This is a genomic window from Thiothrix nivea DSM 5205, assembly GCF_000260135.1.
Classification (GTDB): Bacteria; Pseudomonadota; Gammaproteobacteria; order Thiotrichales; family Thiotrichaceae; genus Thiothrix; species Thiothrix nivea.
The window spans coordinates 4543352-4561927 of the sequence record NZ_JH651384.1 but is presented as its reverse complement, the minus strand read 5'-3'; the positions used below and the strand labels follow the sequence as shown (position 1 = coordinate 4561927).

Genomic DNA, 18576 nt, shown 5'->3' with positions numbered 1-18576 from the left:
GTCAACCATGTTGCGGATGCGACATGCAGATTTAAGCGCCCCAATCCGCTATATTGCCCACACAAGACAATAACCACGGTAACAACACCATGCGAAAACTCCCTGCCCTGCTCCTGACCCTGTGCCTCACCCACGCGCCTTTTGCCCTGGCTGAAACCGTGCTGCATCGAGGCAATGGCGCGGAACCGGAAACCCTGGACATCCACAAATCCTCCGGCGTCACCGAGGCCAATATCGAGCGTGATATGTTTGAAGGGCTGGTGACAGAAGGCGTGGATGGCAAACTTCAGCCCGGCGTGGCAGAAAAATGGGACATCAGCAATGATGGAAAGACCTACACCTTCCACCTACGTAAGGATAGCCAGTGGTCAGACGGTTCAGCCGTCACCGCCGATGATTTCGTGTTTGCCTACCGCCGCGCGCTTGACCCGGCCACCGCCTCCGACTACGCCTTCATCCTGTGGCCGATTGATGGCGCGGAAGCCTTCAGCAAGGGGGGGCAAAAAGACCCGGCGCAAGTAGGTGTAAAGGCCATTGACGCGCAAACGCTGGAAATTCGCCTCAAAGCCCCTACCCCCTATTTTCTGGGCATGTTAATGCACCCGATGGCCTACCCTGCCCCGCAAAAAGTTATTGAAAAAGCGGGTAAAGACTGGACTAAACCGGAAAACATCCTCTGTAACGGCGCGTATTGCCTGGGTGAATGGAAGCCGCAGGCTTATGTCAAACTGGTGAAAAACCCGCATTACCGCCGTGCCAACGATGTGCAGGTCGACACGGTGTATTACATCCCCACCGAAGACCAGAACACTGAACTCAAACGTTTCCGCGCCGGGGAGCTGGACATCACCTATGACGTGCCCGCCGACCAGATCAAGACGGTGGAGCAGGATTTCCCCATCGAATTCCGCAGCACGCCCTATATCGGCGCGTATTACTACGCATTCAACCTGACCGACCCGGTATTCAAGGATAACCCCAAGCTGCGCCGCGCCCTGTCGCTGGCGATTGACCGCGACATCCTTACCGACAAGATTACCCAGTCAGGTGAAATTCCCGCCTGGGGCTGGGTTCCCGCCATCGATAATTACAACCAGCAAAGCATGGAAGAAAAATCACTCGACAAGGTTGCCCGCCAGCAGATCGCCAAGGATTTATTCACCGAAAGCGGCTACGGCCCGGACAAACCGCTAGAGCTGGAAATCCTCTACAACACCAGCGACAACAACAAGAAACTGGCCATCGCTATCGCCGCCATGTGGAAGCAAGTGCTGGGCGTCAAAGCCAATTTGCGTAACGAAGAATGGAAAGTCTACCTCAGTTCCCGCCGCCAGAAGCAGTTCCAGGTGATACGCGCCAGCTGGATTGGCGACTACAACGATGCCTACACCTTCCTCAGCCTGTTCAAGTCTGACGTAGGCGAAATGAATACCACCGGCTACAGCAACCCCGAATTTGACCGCCTGATTCAGGAAGCCGAAACCCAGCCAGACCCACAAAAGCGCCGCGAAGCCATGGAACAGGCCGAACGCATCCTGCTGGCCGATTCACCAATCATGCCGGTCTATTTCAATACCACCCAGCACTTGATCAGCCCCAAGGTCAGCGGCTGGGAAAATAATGTGATGGACATCCACCCCAGTCAGTATTTGAGCCTGGGGCAAGATTAGAGAGCAGTAGAAAGTTTTTTACGCTACCGCTTTTGGCTTACTTGGGCGGCGGCGACGCGGCTTATTGTTGGCATTGCCATCATTGCGCTTGACCGGTGGCAACCCGGCAGCTACCCGCGCCTCATTCTTCTGAGAACGGGTACGGCGCTTTTTCGGGCGATGCTGTGGCTTACCGGGTTTGTCAGCTTCCGCATCCGCTGTTTTCGCTTCGGTGCGCGGGCGTTCCGGTGCTGCGCTGATGGCAGGCAGTTCCTCGCGCGGCAACGTCTGCTTGATCAGCTTTTCGATACCTTTCAGATATTTGTGCTCTTCCGGCTCGACCAGCGAAATGGCCTCACCCGACGCGCCCGCCCGCCCGGTACGGCCAATGCGGTGGACGTAATCTTCCGACACGTTCGGCAGCTCGAAATTGACGACGTGGGGTAACTGGTCGATGTCAATGCCACGCGCCGCAATGTCGGTGGCGACCAGTACGCGGATATTGTTCTGCTTGAAATCAGCCAGCGCCTTGGTGCGCGCGCCCTGGCTCTTGTTGCCGTGGATGGCGGCGGCGGTGACGCCATCCCGCGCCAGCTTTTCCGCCAGCCGGTTTGCGCCGTGTTTGGTGCGGGTAAACACCAGCACTTGTTCCCACTGGTTATCGCGCACCAGATGGCTCAGCAGTGCCGTCTTGCGCGCTTTGTCGATCAGGTAAACCGATTGCTTGACCGTATTGGCGGCTGCATTGCGCGGGCTGACCGAGACTTGCAGCGGGTCATGCAGCAAACCTTTCGCCAACGCGGTAATGTCGTCGGAAAAGGTGGCGGAAAACAGCAGGTTCTGCCGACGCTTCGGCAGCAGCGCGAGAATCTTGCGGATGTCGCGGATGAAACCCATGTCCAGCATCCGGTCGGCTTCGTCCAGCACCAGCATTTCCACTTGGGAAAACTTCACCGCATTCTGCTCGTACAAATCCAGCAGGCGGCCCGGTGTTGCCACCAGCACATCCACCCCTTTACGCAGGGCCATCATTTGCGGGTTGATGCTAACGCCACCAAACACGATGGTGGAAGCCAGTGGCAAATGCGCGCCGTAATCACGCACGCTTTCGCCCACTTGCGCCGCCAATTCGCGGGTCGGGGTCAACACCAGTGCGCGGATGTGGTTGGAAGCCGGGCGTTTGCCTTCCATAAGGCGATGCAGCATCGGCAGGGTGAAACCGGCGGTCTTGCCGGTGCCGGTTTGCGCCGCCGCCATCAGGTCACGGCCAGACAGTACGGCAGGAATGCCTTGTTGCTGGATAGGGGTGGGCGTTGCATAGCCCTGCTCTGCGATGGCACGCAGCAGCGGCTCGGCCAGGCCGAGTTCAGAAAATGACATTGTGTAATTAACCTCGTTCCTCAGCCGTCCAGCGACTGTAGGGGTATTGGGTAAGGCGGACGTTGTAATAACGTTCCAGATGCGAAACGTCTTTGCCAGCCCAGGTGGGCATGGTTATTACTTGATCCGGGGAATCGAGTTCGACCTCCGCGACCACCAGGCCAGCGTTGTCACCGTGGAATTCGTCGATTTCCCACAGGTTTCCGCCAAACTCGACAAAATGGCGGGTTTTCTCGATCAGTGGGCGTTCGCATAGCTGATCAAGCAGTTCTGCTGCGTCATGCAGCGGAATTTCGTATTCGTATTCCGGGCGTTGCACGCCCAGCGTCATGCCCTTGATGTTCAGGGTGGCTTTGTCATCAGCTATCCGCACCCTGACGGAGGCGTGTTTGCTGCTACTCAGATAGCCTTGGCGGAATGATTCGGAGCGGACGGCCAGTTGCCGCCACTCGTCAGATACCAGTAAAAATTTGCGTTCAATCTCGGTAGCCATCAGAAGCGGACGAGTGCCGACCCCCAGGTAAAGCCACCGCCAAACGCTTCCAGCAGGATGATTTCACCGCGCTTGATACGCCCGTCGCGCACGGCGGTATCCAGCGCCAGCGGGATGGAAGCAGCGGAGGTGTTGCCGTGCTTGTCGACCGTGACCACGACGTTATCCATCGGCATGTCGAGCTTTTTCGCCGTCGCCTGGATGATGCGGATGTTGGCCTGATGTGGTACCAGCCAGTTGACGTCGGCCTTGGTCATGCCATTCTTTTCAAGCGTTTCGTCCACAATGCGGCCCAAGGTGTTGACGGCAACCTTGAAAACTTCATTGCCACGCATTTGCAGCAGTGCGCCTTCGGCACGCAGGAGTTCCTGGTTGCGCGAAATACCGGCATTCACACTGAGCAGGTGTTCATAAGCCCCGTCAGCGTGAATGTGGGTGGAGAGTATGCCCGGTTCTTCACTGGCTTCCAGCAACACAGCACCCGCACCGTCGCCAAACAGGATACAGGTACCACGGTCAGTCCAGTCGAGAATTTTCGACATGGCCTCGCTACCCACCACCAGCGCACATTTGGCGGAACCGGCACGGATGAAATTGTCCGCCACGCTCAGGGCGTAGGTGAAACCGGAACAGGCCGCCTGCACGTCCATCGCCGGGCTGCCATTGCGGATGCCGAGGTTGTTTTGCAACAGGCACGCGGTACTGGGGAATACCAGATCGGGGGTGGAAGTGCCGACCACGATCAGGTCTATATCGTCAGGATTCCTGCCCGCCATTTCCAGCGCGCGGCGCGCGGCATGTTCGGCCATGTCAGAGGCGCTTTCCATTTCAGCGATGTGCCGCTCCCGAATACCGGTTCGTTCGAAAATCCACTGGTCGGTGGTATCCACCATTTTTTCCAGATCCTGGTTGGTGAGGATTTTTTCGGGCAAATAACTGCCGGTGCCGGTAATACGCGAATACATCATGCTTTCTGCCTTTCTGCGAGCAAACTTTCGAGTTGTTTATTGATACGCTGCGGGACTTTTTCGATTATCTCGGTGCGGGCGATACCGATGGCATTGGCGTAGGCAAAACTGTCTGCGCCACCGTGGCTCTTGACTACGATACCCTGCAAGCCTAGCAAGCTTGCCCCATTATAACGCCTTGGATCGAATTTGCGGCGGAATGATTTCAACACCGGCAAGGAAATCAGCGCGGCCAGCTTGGTGAACAGGTTGGCGCTGTAATTGGCCTTGAGCTGGGCGGATACCATTTTCGCCAGACCTTCACTGGTCTTGAGCGCCACATTGCCGACGAAACCATCACACACCACTACATCAACATCGCCGTGGTAGATGTCATCGCCTTCCACATAGCCAATGTAGTTAAGCGGGCTTTCCCGTAACAGGGCATTGGCGGCTTTGACCTGTTCGTTACCCTTGATGGCTTCCTGACCGATATTCAGCAAACCGACTTTGGGGTTCGGGTTGTTGTCGATAGCCTTGGCCAGCTCGGAACCCATCAGGGCGAACTGGTACAGGTGTTCGGCTTCGGAATCGACATTCGCGCCCAGATCGAGCATGTGGGTGTGGCCGTGCATGGAAGGGATCACAGTGCATATCGCGGGGCGGTCTATGCCCGGCAGGGTTTTCAGCACGAAACGCGCGGTTGCCATTAGCGCGCCGGTATTACCCGCGCTGACTGCGGCTTCAGCTTCACCAGCCTTGACCAGATTGATCGCCACCCGCATGGAGGAATCTTTCTTGTTTTTCATGGCGTGGGCGGGCATTTCATCCATCGCCACGACCTGTGAGGCGTGCCGAATGGCCAACCGTCCGGAAGTGGCGGCCTTGTGTTCGGCCAGTGTTGCCTGAATTTGCGCCTCATCACCGACCAGGATCAGGGCAATGTCGTCAAATTTCTTCAAGGCTTCCAATGCTGCCGGAACAACCACTGACAAGCCGTGATCTCCCCCCATCGCATCCAGCGCGATGCGATACTGTTCACTCATGCTTTACCCTTCTCCTGAAAAAAAATCGCGGGTCAAGCCCGCGATTCTATACGATGTTGTTACCCAAGCGTGCAACAGATCGTTACTTATTCGTCGTCTTCCACTTCAACCGCATTCTTGATGATCTGGCGGCCACGGTAGAAACCGTCCGCAGTCATGTGGTGACGCAAGTGGGTTTCACCGGATACCGGGTCTACCGACAGGGTTGGGTTTTTCAGTGCATCGTGTGAGCGACGCATACCGCGACGTGAACGTGTCATTCGAGCTTGACCGACTGCCATCGTCTGTTACTCCGTTTTTTTCCAATCTTTCAAAACCGCAAACGGATTTTTTTTGCCTTCCGGCTTATCATCTGTTTGCGAAACCTGTGTTGCAGCAATCTCCGACGGCAAGGCTTCAATCAGTTCCCGCACCGGTTCGCACTGCTCATGCCGCGCCACTAACGGCAGGGCAAGGAGAATTTCATCTTCAATAAAATCCTGTATAAACAGCCGGTCATCCTCCACTAGCCAAGCTTCAAAGCCTTCCTGTTCGGGACGTTCATCCGACTGAAACGTCGTCAGGGCTACCTGTATGTCGCTGTCGACCGGGAATTCCACCGGCTTCATGCAACGCTGGCATTCCATCACCACCCTTCCGCGCACTGAACCCACGATAATGGGAAGGCCGGAAAGGCTGCGGGTAAATTCCAGATCAACGGCAAAATCCCCGGTTTCCGGCAATGCGACCTCAGCGAGGCGTGGCAATTGCTTGAACGGCATCGCGCCGGTCAGGCGTTTTTTCTGCTCGACCAGACGAAAGGGATTAACGTCAACGGGTAACCTGTTCAACATAAGCGCGCGATTATAAGAACCGAAGGCAGGTAGTGTAAAGAAATTTCTGGCCTTTTTGGCGCAGCTTTTGCTTGGGGAATACATATATCTTGCGTATCATTTTGCGCTTTCCTACCAGATACGCCATCACAGACTCATTATGACTGACCGCACACTGATTTTAGGCTCCACCTCCCCTTACCGCCGCCAACTGATGGAGCGCCTGCAATACCCGTTTACAACTGCCGCCCCGGATATTGACGAAACCCGTCACATGGACGAAAGCGCCCGTGACATGGTGCTGCGCCTGTCGCTGCAAAAAGCGCAGAAAGTGGCGGAACAACACCCCGACGCCCTGATTATCGGTTCCGACCAATGCGCCGTGTTGAACGAACAGGTTATCGGTAAACCTGGTACGCATGAAAATGCGGTGCAACAGTTACAGAATTCCTCTGGCGAAACCGTCTATTTCCTGACCGGGCTGTGCCTGTATGACAGCCACGACGGCAGCTACCAACTGGATGTTGTGCCTTTTCAGGTGGATTTCCGTGAACTGACGGAGGGAGAAATCGACCGCTATCTGCGCAAAGACCAGCCTTACAACTGCGCGGGCAGTTTCCGTTCGGAAAGTTTGGGGATTACGCTGTTCAAGCGCATGACAGGCGACGACCCCACCGCACTGATGGGGTTGCCGCTGATACGCCTGAGCGAAATGCTGCGTCAAGCCAGGATTTCACTGTTTTGACGATTGCAGCCTTTCCAGCGTACTGAGCATGTATTCCACCATGCCTTTGTAATCAGCTTCGGAAAAGTTGGCCGTGCCAGCGCGAATGAACATGTGCCCTTTACCGTTGATCACACTGTCGGTCAGTTTATCCACGCCCAAATCCTTGCGGCTACCCCATTCTTCCGGCTTGCCGACTTGGGGAGCGCCCTCCTCGCTACTGTTGTGGCAATTGAAGCAGACCAGATCGTAGTTTTTGTAACCACGCAGTAAGCGCATGTGGCGTGCCTTTTCCTCATCAGTCGCTGTATTGATCAGCTTGCTGGTTTCATCATCCGTGACCGAGTGCATCATGTAGGCAATCATGCTTCTAATCTGCCCTTCTGATTCGATCGGGCTGTTGCCTTTGGAATACATATGGTTGGGGCCTTCAATCACGGCTTCATACAGGGTGTCTTCCCCCATACGCAAACGCTCTTTCCAGTCATCCTTGTTGCCCAGGCGGGGTGCGCCATCAACACCAGTGGCATGGCAGTTGACGCATAGCTGGTTGTAAAGATCCTGCCCTGCCTTCAGGTCTGCCGATAATTCTCCTGCACCAGCCAATTGGGCCGAAAAATACAGGCTTGCGAACAGGGTGGAAATAATAACTTTCTTCATGGCATAAATTCCTTGCATTATTAAACAGGTATTTGCAGGTTATTGGTTACCAACCTTGCTTTCAGGTTGGCATAACACCATGAGAAATTGGCTGATATTTATCAGCTGGCAGCGAGTTCCTAGCGTAATTGTTTTAATACCGGTTGCGTATCAGGGCGCACATTACGCCAGATAAAAAAGGCTTCTGCGGCTTGTTCCACCAACATTCCCAGGCCATCCAGCGCTTGCGCTGCGCCTTGCGCCCTGCCCCATTCGACAAATGCGGTGGGCTTGGCGCTGTACATCATGTCATAAGTGCTGCCACCAGCCGCCAGACAAGCATCCGGCAAAGGCGGCAGTTCTCCTTGCAGGCTGGCTGCCGTGCCATTGATGATCAGGTCAAACTGGCCGCTAATGGTGTCGAAGCCGCCGCCGGAAACTGCACCGAATTCCGCGAAGTCCTGCGCCAGTTCCAGCGCCTTACTGGCTGTGCGGTTGGCGATGAACAGGCTGGCAGGTTGTGCTTCCAGAATGGGCTGTAGTACACCACGCACCGCGCCGCCGGCACCCAACAGCAGGATGCGCTTGCCTTGCAGGGCAATGCCGTGGTTTTGCTCAAGGTCGCGCACGATGCCAATGCCGTCGGTGTTTGCACCGTACATCGTGCCATCTTCGCGGAAAGCCAGCGTGTTCACGGCTTTGGCGCGGGCAGCGTAATCGGAAAGCTCATCCGCCAGTTCCCAGGCTTCCTGTTTGAACGGCACGGTGATGTTGCAGCCTTTGCCGCCCGTGACCAGGAACATCATGACATCCTGCGCAAACTCTTCCGGCTCGGAAAGTAATGCCGAGTATTCCACCGCTTCGCCGGTCTGCCCGGCAAACAGAGTGTGGATGCGAGGGGATTTGCTGTGGGCAATCGGGTTGCCGAAAACAGCATAACGGTCAGGTTTTTCTGTTTGGTTCATGATCGAAAAAACTGTGGATTCAAATCTGGCGGATGCTACACGGACAGAAATGACAATTCCAGCACTACCCGGAATTCTTCCCCCACTTCGGCGAACTCCACCCGTTTGCCTGCTTGCACAGCGGTGCGAATTGAACAAGCCACACGTTGTCATTCTCGGTGGTAATTTCGCCGGGCTGGGAAGCGCCCAGAAAATCCGTGAATACGCCGACGATTCCGTCGACGTTACCCTCATCGACCGCAAGAATTAACCATTGATTCCGTGCAGGCGGAAGGCGCACAGGCTGCCACCCAAATCCGCAGCGCGCAATTGAAGCTGGCGCAGGCGCAACTGGATTTGTCGCATACCGTAATCACCGCGCCTACCGATGGCATTCTCGGCGAAGTCAACATCCAGCCCGGTGATTACATCACCATCGGCGAAGACCTGTTCCCGATGATCGACAGCAGCAGCGTCTGGGCGGTTATATCACCGAACATTTGGGCTGGCGCTGGGTGTTTTACATCAACCTGCCGGTCGGCATACTCAACCTGCTGATGGTATGGACGCTGCTGCAAGTTGAATCCGGTCACAGGGTGAAAGCCGACTGGCTGGGCGTGTTGTTCATGGCGGTGGGTATCGGCAGCCTGCAACTGATGCTGGATCAGGGCAACCAGAAAAACTGGTTCGATTCCGGCCTGATTCAGGTAGTGGCGGCTATCAGCGTGCTGGCACTGTTATACTTCGTAGCCCGCTCATGGTCACGCCCTGATAGCATCGTCAAGCTGCAATTGCTCAAAGACCGCAATCTGGCTACTGCCTGTTTCATGATTGTTGTCGGCGTTATTTCCCCACCCGGAGAATAGTATCTATGATTTTGCTAATATACGGGCTAAACCCGAGTTACGAAGAAGATGATGAAATTTGCTGAATATTACTTACTTGCCATTTCCATGACCTTGCTGGTCAGTTATCACTTGTATCTGTTCTGGATGATAAGACATCACCCCCTGCGTACCGACATCGGCATTAATCGCTGCGCCCGCAGCGCCTGGGTGCGGCATATCATGCAGCGTCCTCCGGGCGACGTACTGGCGGTGCAAACCCTACGCAACGCCCTGATGTCAGCCAGTTTTCTGGCTTCGACCGCCATCCTGTTGGTGGCTGGCCTGCTGAGCTTCATCCTCACCAACAAGAACAGTCTGGACAATTTCAATCATGTGCTGGACATGCTGAGCAGCCAGCACCCCCGCGTGGTGCTGTCACGTTTCCTGCTGCTGATCATGACGTTTTTCTTTGCCTTCTTTAACTTTGCCCTGACCGTGCGCTATTACAACCACACGGCTTTCATGCTCAATGCTGCCAGCAGCATGAAGGAAGATGGGCACTCCCTGCCTGAACAATTCATCATCAATGCGCTACAACGTGGTGCCCTACATTTCACCCTGGGGATGCGCGCGTTCCTGATGATATTACCGTTCGGTATGTGGCTGATGGGGCCTAGCTGGCTGCTGCTGGGTAGCGTGCTGCTGGTGACAGTGATGTGGAAAATCGACTTCCCGGCGTATACCGGCATTCCCCGTAACGAGTGTTTCGTCGGCAAACAACATTGCAACCTACCGGATGAAGCCTGATCCTGCATGCCGCCGGTAATATTCACCTGACATCGCCAACCGCCCCGACAGTTACGAAACCATGATGAAGGTTGTCCCCAAGGTCTGTATCACCACAGCCTCCCACCCCGGATTCCTCGGTTTCGAGCAACTGTTGCAAATCGTCATCCACCCGATGGCCGGGCGCTTTGGCGGCGGCGCGATGGATATGCGCAACAGCGACCCGCCCCTCAACCCGATGGGCATGTACCAGTACACCGTGTGGAAAGACGTGCATTCGCATGAGGAAATGCACCAATTCCGCCGGGTGCAATATCCCGGCGGATTTTTGTCATCATGGAAACCCTATCCACCCATGAGTAATCTGCACGACATCATTCATACCTTCATCGGCCTGCTTGCCATCGTCAACCCGCTGGTCGCAGTGCCGATGTTCATTTCCCTAACAAGCACCAGCAACGAAGCCGAAAAGCGTAAAACTGCACGCTTAAGCGCCCTGACTGTCGGCATCGTGCTGACGCTTGCCGCAGTCGCCGGACAAGCTCTGTTACAGGTTTTCGGCATTAGTATTGCGGCCTTCCGGGTTGCGGGCGGCATCCTGATCCTGCTGATGGCCATTGCCATGCTGCACGCCAAAGCCGCTGGCGGCAATGCGCGCCATACTGAAGCAGAGGCCAATGAAGCTGCGAATAAGGAACAGGTTGGCGTAGTACCGCTGGGCATTCCCCTGCTAGCTGGCCCCGGCGCAATCAGCACCGTCATAATCTATGCCCACCAGAACCCGCAGTGGAGCTGGATCGGGATTTTAGTCGGGTTGGTTGCCGTGCTGGCGTTGCTGGTATGGATTGTGCTGTATCTGGCGGAATATCTCGCCACATGGCTGGGCGCTACCGGGCTGAATATCGCCAACCGGATTATGGGGCTGCTGCTGGCGGCGATTGCGGTTGGGTTTATTACCGAAGGGTTGAAAGTACTGCTGCCGGGGTTGGGTTGAGTGACCTGTTTCAAAAGATCGACAAACTTAATTTCAATCCCTCGTATTCTTCAACCGCCTTCGTGTAAAGCTCACTTCTGGATATGCCAAAGTGACGGGCAAACAGCTCCGCTGCCTGGAATACTGGATCGGGTATTGATATTGCGGTCTTCATAGCGCCCAGAGTATGACAATGGTTATACCTGCATCAAGCAAGTGGCATCTCAATGACACATAATTTAAGACACCGCTAAATCCTCCTGAAAGATGGCAACAAGTGTCATTCTGCTCATACAAAGCGGATAATTCTGCCCAGAAAAAGGAGATCAGGCACTGATAAATGGAGGAGGTCTTTGTAACATCCAGGGAGGATGACCAATGACCATTGCCAAAAAGCCCTACAGTCCCGAAGAACAGAAAAACTTCATCATCCGCGACGGCGCGGAGTACACCAAAAACCGGCAACTGCTGGAATGGGTGGCTGACATGGCCATGCTGTGCGAGCCGGATCAGATTTACTGGTGCGACGGTTCCGAGCAGGAATACCAGCGCCTGTGTGATAAAATGGTGGAACACGGCACTTTTACCCGCCTGAATCCGCAAAAGCGCCCCAACAGCTTCCTCGCCCGTTCCCACCCCAGCGATGTCGCCCGCGTCGAGGAGCGCACCTTCATCTGCACACCCCGCCAAGAAGATGCCGGCCCCACCAATAACTGGATGGAACCGCGCCAGTGCAAGCTACTGCTCAAGGACATGTTCAAGGGTTGTATGCACGGGCGCACGCTGTATGTCATTCCCTTCAGCATGGGGCCGCTGAAATCCCCCATCGCCCACATCGGCGTCGAAATCACCGACTCCCCCTACGTGGTGGTCAACCAGCGCATCATGACCCGCATGGGGCAACATGTGCTGGACGTACTCGGCGATCACGGCGAATTCGTACCCTGTATGCATTCCGTCGGCGCGCCGCTGGAACCAGGTGAGCAAGACGTTCCCTGGCCGTGCGCGCCCAATATCGAAGACAAGTACATCACCCATTTCCCCGAAACCCGCGAAATCTGGTCTTATGGCAGCGGCTACGGTGGTAACGCCCTGCTCGGCAAGAAATGCTTCGCCCTGCGCATCGCCTCAGTGATGGGGCGCGACGAAGGCTGGCTGGCGGAACACATGCTGGTGCTGGGCGTGGAATCCCCCGAACACAAGAAAATGTACGTGGCGGCAGCCTTCCCCAGCACCTGCGGCAAGACCAATTTTGCCATGTTGCAACCGCCCAAAGGTTATGAAGGCTGGAAAGTCACCACGCTGGGCGATGACATCGCCTGGATCAAACCCAACCCCAATGACGGCAAGTTCTACGCCATCAACCCGGAGTACGGCCTGTTCGGGGTCGCGCCGGGCACCAACGAAGTTTCCAACCCCAATGCACTGGATGCGTTGAAGGAAAACTGTATTTTCACCAATTGCGCGCTGACCAACGACGGCGATGTGTGGTGGGAAGGCATGACCAAACAGCCGCCCGCACACCTGATCGACTGGAAAGGCGAGGACTGGACGCCCGGCTGCGGACGCCCCGCTGCACACCCCAATTCCCGTTACACCGCCCCGGCTTCCGCCTGCCCCTCCATCGACCCGGACTGGGAAAAACCCGCGGGCGTGCCGATCAGCGCCTTTCTGTTCGGGGGGCGGGTCAGCCATCATTTCCCGCTGGCCTTCCAGAGCTATAACTGGGAACACGGCGTCTACATGGCCGCCACCATGGGTTCCGAAGCTACCGCCGCCGCCATCGGCCAAGCTGAAATCCGCCGCGACCCGATGGCGATGCTGCCGTTCTGCGGCTACAACATGGGTGAATACTGGCGGCATTGGCTGCGTATCGGGCGGCGTAATGTCAGTACTCCACCGCGAATTTTCCGCGTCAACTGGTTCCGCAAGGACAAGGACGGCAAGTTCATCTGGCCCGGCTTCGGCGAAAACATGCGCGTACTGGAATGGGTAGTACGCCGCTGCAACGGCGTCGCCCGCGCGGTGGAAAGCCCACTCGGCTGGGTTCCCGACTACGATGATTTCAACTGGAAAGGGCTGGAATTCAGCAAGGAAGACTTCTATTCCATCATGAACATCAACCGCGACATTGCCCGGCACGAAACCAACGAGCAGGAAGAACTGTTCACCCTGTTCGGTGACCACCTGCCGAGGGAAATGGAAATCGAGCGGGAACTGCAACTGGCGCGGCTGTACCATTCACCGGCAGTGTGGGATTTGTCGGCTACCAGCTAGTTTGACGGGTTGGAGGCCAGTGTAGGGCAGATGCCACCGGGTTGTAGCATCTGCCCCGCTTGCTCAGGTTTCATGGGAAACTGTTGAGAAATCTGCCAAAATCTCACCTGCAAACTCACACACCACGTTCCAGTATGGATCTTTCAGCAACTCGCTGAATTCGTTCGTTAGCCCCTCTACCCTTGCCAGGAAAAAATCCGTAAAACCGTGCAGCTGTTCCAGCTCGGCTTCCGCAAAGCTTGCAGCAAACACTGGCTGATCAGGCATGTATACTTCTAGCCACCGTGCAAGTCTGGCGTGATCGTCAGCGGTTACCCTGAGTATATCCATTCAGCCTCCGTATCCGTGTTAATGTGAATTTTTCCACATTTCAGGGTAATTTTCCTTCTGCCTGCTCAGGCCGGCGCAAGCACAAAGGCTATCATGGCCGACGCATCATACTGGCTCTGGCGGCTTTCCCCGTTGATCATTTTCGCTGCCACGTAAACACGTTCGGCAAAGCCGGCGACGCCCGGCGCGGCGATGCAGCTTCCCAGCAATGCCGTCACCGCTGCGGTGACCTGGGTAGGCGCACCTGCAACCTCCCCACCCATGCTGGGCGGAGTCAGTTTGTTGACCCCCTTGACGAGGCTGAAACTGTAGGTTGCATACCCGGCTGGGTGCGAGGCGCTGAAAGGCATGACCACATCACCCGGTGCTGCGGGCGCATACCGCAATGTCCCGCAGGCCGGGTCAGCCGCTACCCCGCCCAGGGTTGGCAAACCGATAGTCGCCACACAGGGCTGGTTGTTAACCATGATACCGAGCGGATCGCTGTAGGCCACCGTACCACCCGCGGCGTCAACAAACCTGACCCTGATCACATGCATCGAATTGGCCAAACCGTTAGTGCTATCCAATTGCAAACCCAGCGCAGGACTCAGCCACAGGAACAGCTCGGAAGGAGGCCGTACCGGGTAGCAGCCAGCCGCGCCCCCCACATTCACCGCCGCCTGGGTACGCGCCTGATAATGGCCAAGGGCGGTATTCCAGCGGTAATCCGTGTAACCGTCAAAGCGCGGCGTCCCATCCACCAACACCTGATAAAAGCGCGCGCCCATGGCAAAAGCCCGCTGGTGGTTGACCAGCAACGGCAACAGGCCACCGAAAGGCAGGTTGTGGAACTGGTACGGGTAGGCCGGGTCGACCGTCGTATCCGCCAACCCGCCGACAATCCGGTCAAACGGCACCTTGCCTATGCCCATCAGCAAGGGGGTGGAGGGCGATATGCCCAGCCCTGCGACATCGAGTTCATCGACTTCAGCATTACAGCAGATCAGTAATTTACCCGCCGCGACCAACGCGCAACTGGAAGGGTTGGCCGGCAGCCCTGTTTCCACCCGCGTAACCACGGCAGGCGTCTGCGTCAGGTCGATGGCTGACAGCCGCCTGGCTGTGCCACGTTCAGTGACGAACAGCCGCTCCTCACTGGCATCAGCCCAGGTCAGGAAAAATGGCTGGGTCAGGTCAGTGGCCACCACCTGCTTGCTGGCGGTACTGAGCGTGATTTTGACGATACGCCCGCCCTTTTCGGTCTGCTCACTGACGTAGGCGTATTGCCGGTCTGCGGTCAGCACCAGGCCGACAGCATTGTTCAGGTTGCTGGCCAGCGAGGTGATGGCCCCATCCGCCAGCCTGATCCGCACCAGTCGGCCTGTCGGGCTGAACTCAACCACGTAGGCATAGCCGTTGGCCTCATCCAGGAACAGCTGTTGCGGCGCAACCAGGCCACTGGCCAGTACAGTAGCGCTGGCACGGTTGGCGCTGGCCAGTGACACCCGCAGGAAATTGCCGCTGCGCTCGGTCACGTAAGCGGTGGTTTCGCTGGCGGTCGCCGCGATGTCCTCAAGGTTGCTATAGCCCGTGCCAAGCACCCGGTACTTCGGCCCCACCCGATACGTCACCCAACGCACGCTCATGTTGTAACCGTAATCCAGCACCTGCACCTTGGCGTAGTTGCCCGCATTGGTCAGGACGGCGAAGATGTCGCCATCAGTCAGCTGGTTGCTGGCATCATTGTTGCCCGGAATCGGCGTCGTGCTGAAACTCAGGGTCTGGAGCGTGGCATGGGTAACGCTATTCCAGTCAACCGCCCCCAGGTTAACGATTTTCGCGCCATTGACCGGCATCATTTGCCGCGCTGTCGTGGTCATCTGTTCCCACCAGATGTCGCCTGTTGACCCCGCCCCGCCCAGGGTTCCGGTTTCACAGTCGAATACCCAGGTACCCTTGAGCACGGTCGTGCCCTGCGACACCGTGGCAAGCAATGGCCTGATCAGGTCGATGACGGAAATTTTGCCGTCGTACTCGACGAACAGCAGTTGGTTGCGGCTTGGCAGGTAGCGGCAGCCGATTGCGCCGCCCAGCCCATTGACGATTTGCGTAAACATAATGTGTTCCCCATTTTATGTTGGTTTAACCCCGCTGTCTGTCAGGGTGTTGCACCCGGTTATTCCGGTGTAATCTCGATTTCGTAGTGGCCTGCGGGTGGGGCATCCGGCATGAGCCCCTGCCCCAGAGGGGTGATGATTGCCCACGGTTCATGCCCGAAAGCCACGGTTTCCGCCTCGCCCGTGGTCAGCACGCGGGCATTGGCTGTCTCGTAAGCCAGCACATTGCAGACATAGGCAAGCTGCCCACAGCTGGCGCGCAGATACGCCGCGAACCCTGCCACTTCCTGCGCGGCGAAAGCCTGCGGCGGGTATTGGGCGAAATAGCCATCCAGCAACTGGTCGAAGTATGGCTGCCCCTTGTGCAGGATGATGAGCCGGCAGGTCAAGCGCAACGAACTCCAGATCATGCCCGCCCGGAAACGCCACACCAGTTTGCGGATCAGTGCAATTCCCGGATCAGCGGCCAGCTCCTGCGCCAGTGGCGTGTCAGCCTGGCGGTAGACCAGCAGCGTGCCCAGACTGTCCTCCCATTGCCGGGGGGATAGCGGCGCCCCGCCCGCCGGCTGGCAAGAAATGCCCGCAACACCTTGGGCCGGCATACTTTTCGGGCAAGGCCGGGGTTGCCGCAATGCCCACAGGCGCTGCATCTTTGCAAACTCCCCACGCAACCCATCCAGACCGAAACGGGGCAAATAATCAGGCAGGATTTCAAAGATGATCGCGCCCAGCCGTGGCAAGGCAGGCACGATAGCGGTGGCAATGCGCATGACTTCGGGCGGTATGCCCCCCGAATGCGCGTCCAGCCAGTAACCATCCAGTTCACGCCCGCCCGCCAGATGGATTTCCCACACCCGCTCCAGTGGAAGCTCGCCCAGGAAAGCTTCCACGCTTTGCCGGCCATTGCGCTCATTGCTCCAGACATTGTGCAAGTCCAGCAGGATGCCGCAATCCACCTGCTCACAAACAGCGGCGACGAACTGCCCGTCGCTCAACTCGCCCGTGCGCGGGCGCAAATAATTGACACCGACTTCCACCGCAAACGGCACTGGCAAACGCTGGCTGATGGCGCGGATGGTAGCGGCAGCCGCTTCTACCCCTTCCCAGGTCAGCAACGGCGGCAGCATGAAGCCGGTGTTGAAGCTTGCACCTGCCTGGGTGGCCTGGTTGAACAGCAAGTGCTCGCTAGCCCAGCAAGCACCCACCTGCCCGATATTGTGGCGCAGGGTAGGAAGATGGCGCATGTCCGGTACTCGTGAACCACCGACCGGAAAGCCAACGCCGTGGATAAGCCGTGCTTGCGGCAGGGTTGCCAGCGCATGGAAAACGGCATCATCCGCCTGATAGGGTTGGCTGGCATTGGCCTGGAAACGCCAGTGCGTTTGCGGTTCGATTTCCAGCACCTGCACCGGCGAGTCAGGCATGTCCAACAACGGCTCAAGGCCGGGGACATAAACGGCCCCGACACCCAATGCAGGCACCTGCACTGTAGCAGCCGTCAACGGAACAGCTCTTCTGGCGCACGCACGTTCAGGTTGGCGTCCACCAGGAACTCCTGCTCAAATTCATGGCGGATGTCAAAACCGGAATGGCAGTTTTCACACCCCAACCGTCCCAGGACTGCCTTGTTGATCTTGACCAAGGCATCAAAGTTATAAGCCGCCTTGGCGGGTATTTTCACCCGTACAATTTTGGGCGCAGTATTACCGATTCTTACAACAGCCTCGTTTTCAATATTTTCCATGATTAATCTCCTGTCGCATCTCATTAAAAACTGTCACGGCTTGATTCCGGACAGCGGTGACAGGGATTACTATAAGCGGGCGCTGCAAGGCTTACGGGTAATCCTATGCAGCCGTCCGGGTAATGTTTTGCATGGGGCGGGACTTTTCCTGCTGGAAAACCCTAGGTGTTTTCCCCACGGCCTGCTTGAAGCGCTTAGCAAAATACGAGGCGTCATTGAAACCAACGGTAAAGGCGGCATCCGTCACATTCACGCCGGGGTGCTGCAACAGCTCACACGCCTTGCGGATCCGGTAATCCTGCAAGTATTCGCGGAACGTGGTCGCCTGCTCCTTGCGGAAGGTGCGGCTGAAAGCACTGACGCTCATGCCGCAAACCTCCGCCACGGTTTCCTCCCGGATGGGTTCATGGTAATGCGCCTCCACGTACATCACCGCCGCTGCGGTCTTGTGGCAGGTGACTGCATGGAAACGCAGTTCATTGGGGATCGGGTTGCCGCCGCGCGGGCAGTTTGCCCCGCCTGCCCCAGGCGTTGCGATGGCCTCCGCCACGCTGTCCGCCAGTTCCTGCTGCGTAACGGGAACCACCAGATAGTCGCTGACACGGTTGCGCAAGGCCCACACCGCCAATGCCTCCGAATGGTATTCTGTCAACATCAGCAGCGGGATGGCGGCAAAGCGCCGCCGGATATGACCCAGGCTGGTCAGGGATGGAATGTCCGGGCGGTCAAATTCAAAGACCAGCAAGCCTGGCGACAGCCGGGCAATCATGTAGGTGATGTAATCAGGGGTTTCAGCCTTTTCAACCCGCCAGTGGGCAGGTATCAGGCAGGCATGGCTATCAGGGATCCGGTTGGTGCGTAAATCAGCCCATACAATACGATCTGGATTCATAAGCCCTCTCCTCT

General features: G+C 56.9%; 20 protein-coding genes. 7 read left to right on the top strand and 13 right to left on the bottom strand.

Annotated features, from left to right (window positions below; translation table 11 throughout):
- Positions 1-89 precede the first annotated feature (89 nt).
- Positions 90-1670, top strand: coding sequence for a peptide ABC transporter substrate-binding protein (locus THINI_RS22595; protein WP_002710807.1), 1581 nt, complete (start codon positions 90-92; stop codon positions 1668-1670).
- Between the two features lie 18 nt (positions 1671-1688).
- On the opposite strand, the gene THINI_RS22590 is transcribed toward THINI_RS22595, so the two are convergent.
- The 6 genes from THINI_RS22590 to THINI_RS22565 all read right to left on the bottom strand — a co-directional run bounded on the left by THINI_RS22590 (position 1689) and on the right by THINI_RS22565 (position 6348).
- The gene (locus tag THINI_RS22590) at positions 1689-3029 is read right to left on the bottom strand and encodes a DEAD/DEAH box helicase (protein WP_002710806.1); all 1341 of its coding nucleotides are present in this window, start codon (positions 3027-3029) and stop codon (positions 1689-1691) included.
- Between the two features lie 7 nt (positions 3030-3036).
- Positions 3037-3522 (bottom strand): CYTH domain-containing protein, encoded by a 486-nt coding sequence (locus THINI_RS22585; RefSeq protein WP_002710805.1) that lies wholly within the window; start codon positions 3520-3522, stop codon positions 3037-3039.
- On the bottom strand, positions 3522-4490 hold the full coding sequence (locus tag THINI_RS22580; protein WP_002710804.1) for a beta-ketoacyl-ACP synthase III: 969 nt from the start codon (positions 4488-4490) through the stop codon (positions 3522-3524). The genes THINI_RS22585 and THINI_RS22580 overlap by 1 nt, the downstream gene beginning before the upstream one ends.
- A complete protein-coding gene (gene plsX, locus THINI_RS22575) occupies positions 4487-5515 on the bottom strand; it encodes a phosphate acyltransferase PlsX (protein WP_002710803.1) in 1029 nt (342 codons plus the stop codon). The genes THINI_RS22580 and plsX overlap by 4 nt, the downstream gene beginning before the upstream one ends.
- An 86-nt stretch (positions 5516-5601) precedes the next feature.
- A complete protein-coding gene (rpmF, locus tag THINI_RS22570) occupies positions 5602-5796 on the bottom strand; it encodes a 50S ribosomal protein L32 (protein ID WP_002710802.1) in 195 nt (64 codons plus the stop codon).
- A 6-nt stretch (positions 5797-5802) separates the two neighbouring features.
- Entirely contained in the window at positions 5803-6348 is a 546-nt protein-coding gene (locus THINI_RS22565) for a YceD family protein (RefSeq protein WP_002710801.1), read from the bottom strand.
- A gap of 139 nt (positions 6349-6487) precedes the next feature.
- Between THINI_RS22565 and THINI_RS22560 the strand changes: the two genes are divergently transcribed.
- Complete coding sequence (locus tag THINI_RS22560; RefSeq protein ID WP_002710800.1) at positions 6488-7072, top strand: Maf family protein; 585 nt, start codon at positions 6488-6490, stop codon at positions 7070-7072.
- Here THINI_RS22560 and THINI_RS22555 read toward each other — a convergent pair.
- Complete coding sequence (locus tag THINI_RS22555; RefSeq protein WP_002710799.1) at positions 7061-7711, bottom strand: c-type cytochrome; 651 nt, start codon at positions 7709-7711, stop codon at positions 7061-7063. The genes THINI_RS22560 and THINI_RS22555 overlap by 12 nt on opposite strands.
- 119 nt (positions 7712-7830) lie before the next feature.
- Positions 7831-8655: a shikimate dehydrogenase gene (gene aroE / locus THINI_RS22550; protein ID WP_002710798.1), complete on the bottom strand. Its 825-nt coding sequence runs from the start codon at positions 8653-8655 to the stop codon at positions 7831-7833.
- Positions 8656-8916: 261 nt separating this feature from the next.
- Here aroE and THINI_RS22540 point away from each other — a divergent pair, with 261 nt between their 5' ends.
- From THINI_RS22540 to THINI_RS22520, 5 genes are all read left to right on the top strand, one after another.
- On the top strand, positions 8917-9192 hold the full coding sequence (locus tag THINI_RS22540) for an HlyD family secretion protein (RefSeq protein ID WP_040839735.1): 276 nt from the start codon (positions 8917-8919) through the stop codon (positions 9190-9192).
- Positions 9150-9500, top strand: a complete 351-nt coding sequence (locus THINI_RS22535; protein ID WP_154724486.1) for an efflux MFS transporter permease — start codon at positions 9150-9152, stop codon at positions 9498-9500. Before THINI_RS22540 ends, THINI_RS22535 begins: the two co-directional genes overlap by 43 nt.
- A gap of 48 nt (positions 9501-9548) precedes the next feature.
- Positions 9549-10268 carry a DUF599 domain-containing protein gene (locus THINI_RS22530; protein WP_002710797.1) on the top strand — a complete coding sequence of 240 codons (720 nt, stop codon included), beginning with the start codon at positions 9549-9551 and terminating at the stop codon, positions 10266-10268.
- Between the two features lie 31 nt (positions 10269-10299).
- Positions 10300-11241, top strand: coding sequence for a MarC family protein (locus tag THINI_RS22525; RefSeq protein WP_281054706.1), 942 nt, complete (start codon positions 10300-10302; stop codon positions 11239-11241).
- 357 nt (positions 11242-11598) lie between these two features.
- Positions 11599-13497: a phosphoenolpyruvate carboxykinase (GTP) gene (locus tag THINI_RS22520; RefSeq protein WP_002710794.1), complete on the top strand. Its 1899-nt coding sequence runs from the start codon at positions 11599-11601 to the stop codon at positions 13495-13497.
- A gap of 63 nt (positions 13498-13560) precedes the next feature.
- Here the strand turns inward: THINI_RS22520 and THINI_RS22515 are convergent, their stop codons facing one another.
- The 5 genes from THINI_RS22515 to THINI_RS22495 all read right to left on the bottom strand — a co-directional run bounded on the left by THINI_RS22515 (position 13561) and on the right by THINI_RS22495 (position 18562).
- Entirely contained in the window at positions 13561-13827 is a 267-nt protein-coding gene (locus THINI_RS22515; RefSeq protein WP_002710793.1) for a hypothetical protein, read from the bottom strand.
- Between the two features lie 65 nt (positions 13828-13892).
- Positions 13893-15926 carry a YncE family protein gene (locus THINI_RS23895; RefSeq protein ID WP_002710792.1) on the bottom strand — a complete coding sequence of 678 codons (2034 nt, stop codon included), beginning with the start codon at positions 15924-15926 and terminating at the stop codon, positions 13893-13895.
- Between the two features lie 59 nt (positions 15927-15985).
- Positions 15986-17428 (bottom strand): MbnB/TglH/ChrH family RiPP precursor modification enzyme, encoded by a 1443-nt coding sequence (locus THINI_RS22505; protein ID WP_002710791.1) that lies wholly within the window; start codon positions 17426-17428, stop codon positions 15986-15988.
- Entirely contained in the window at positions 17425-17670 is a 246-nt protein-coding gene (locus THINI_RS22500) for a hypothetical protein (protein WP_002710790.1), read from the bottom strand. Before THINI_RS22500 ends, THINI_RS22505 begins: the two co-directional genes overlap by 4 nt.
- A gap of 103 nt (positions 17671-17773) precedes the next feature.
- The gene (locus THINI_RS22495) at positions 17774-18562 is read right to left on the bottom strand and encodes a helix-turn-helix transcriptional regulator (RefSeq protein ID WP_002710789.1); all 789 of its coding nucleotides are present in this window, start codon (positions 18560-18562) and stop codon (positions 17774-17776) included.
- Positions 18563-18576: the final 14 nt, after the last annotated feature.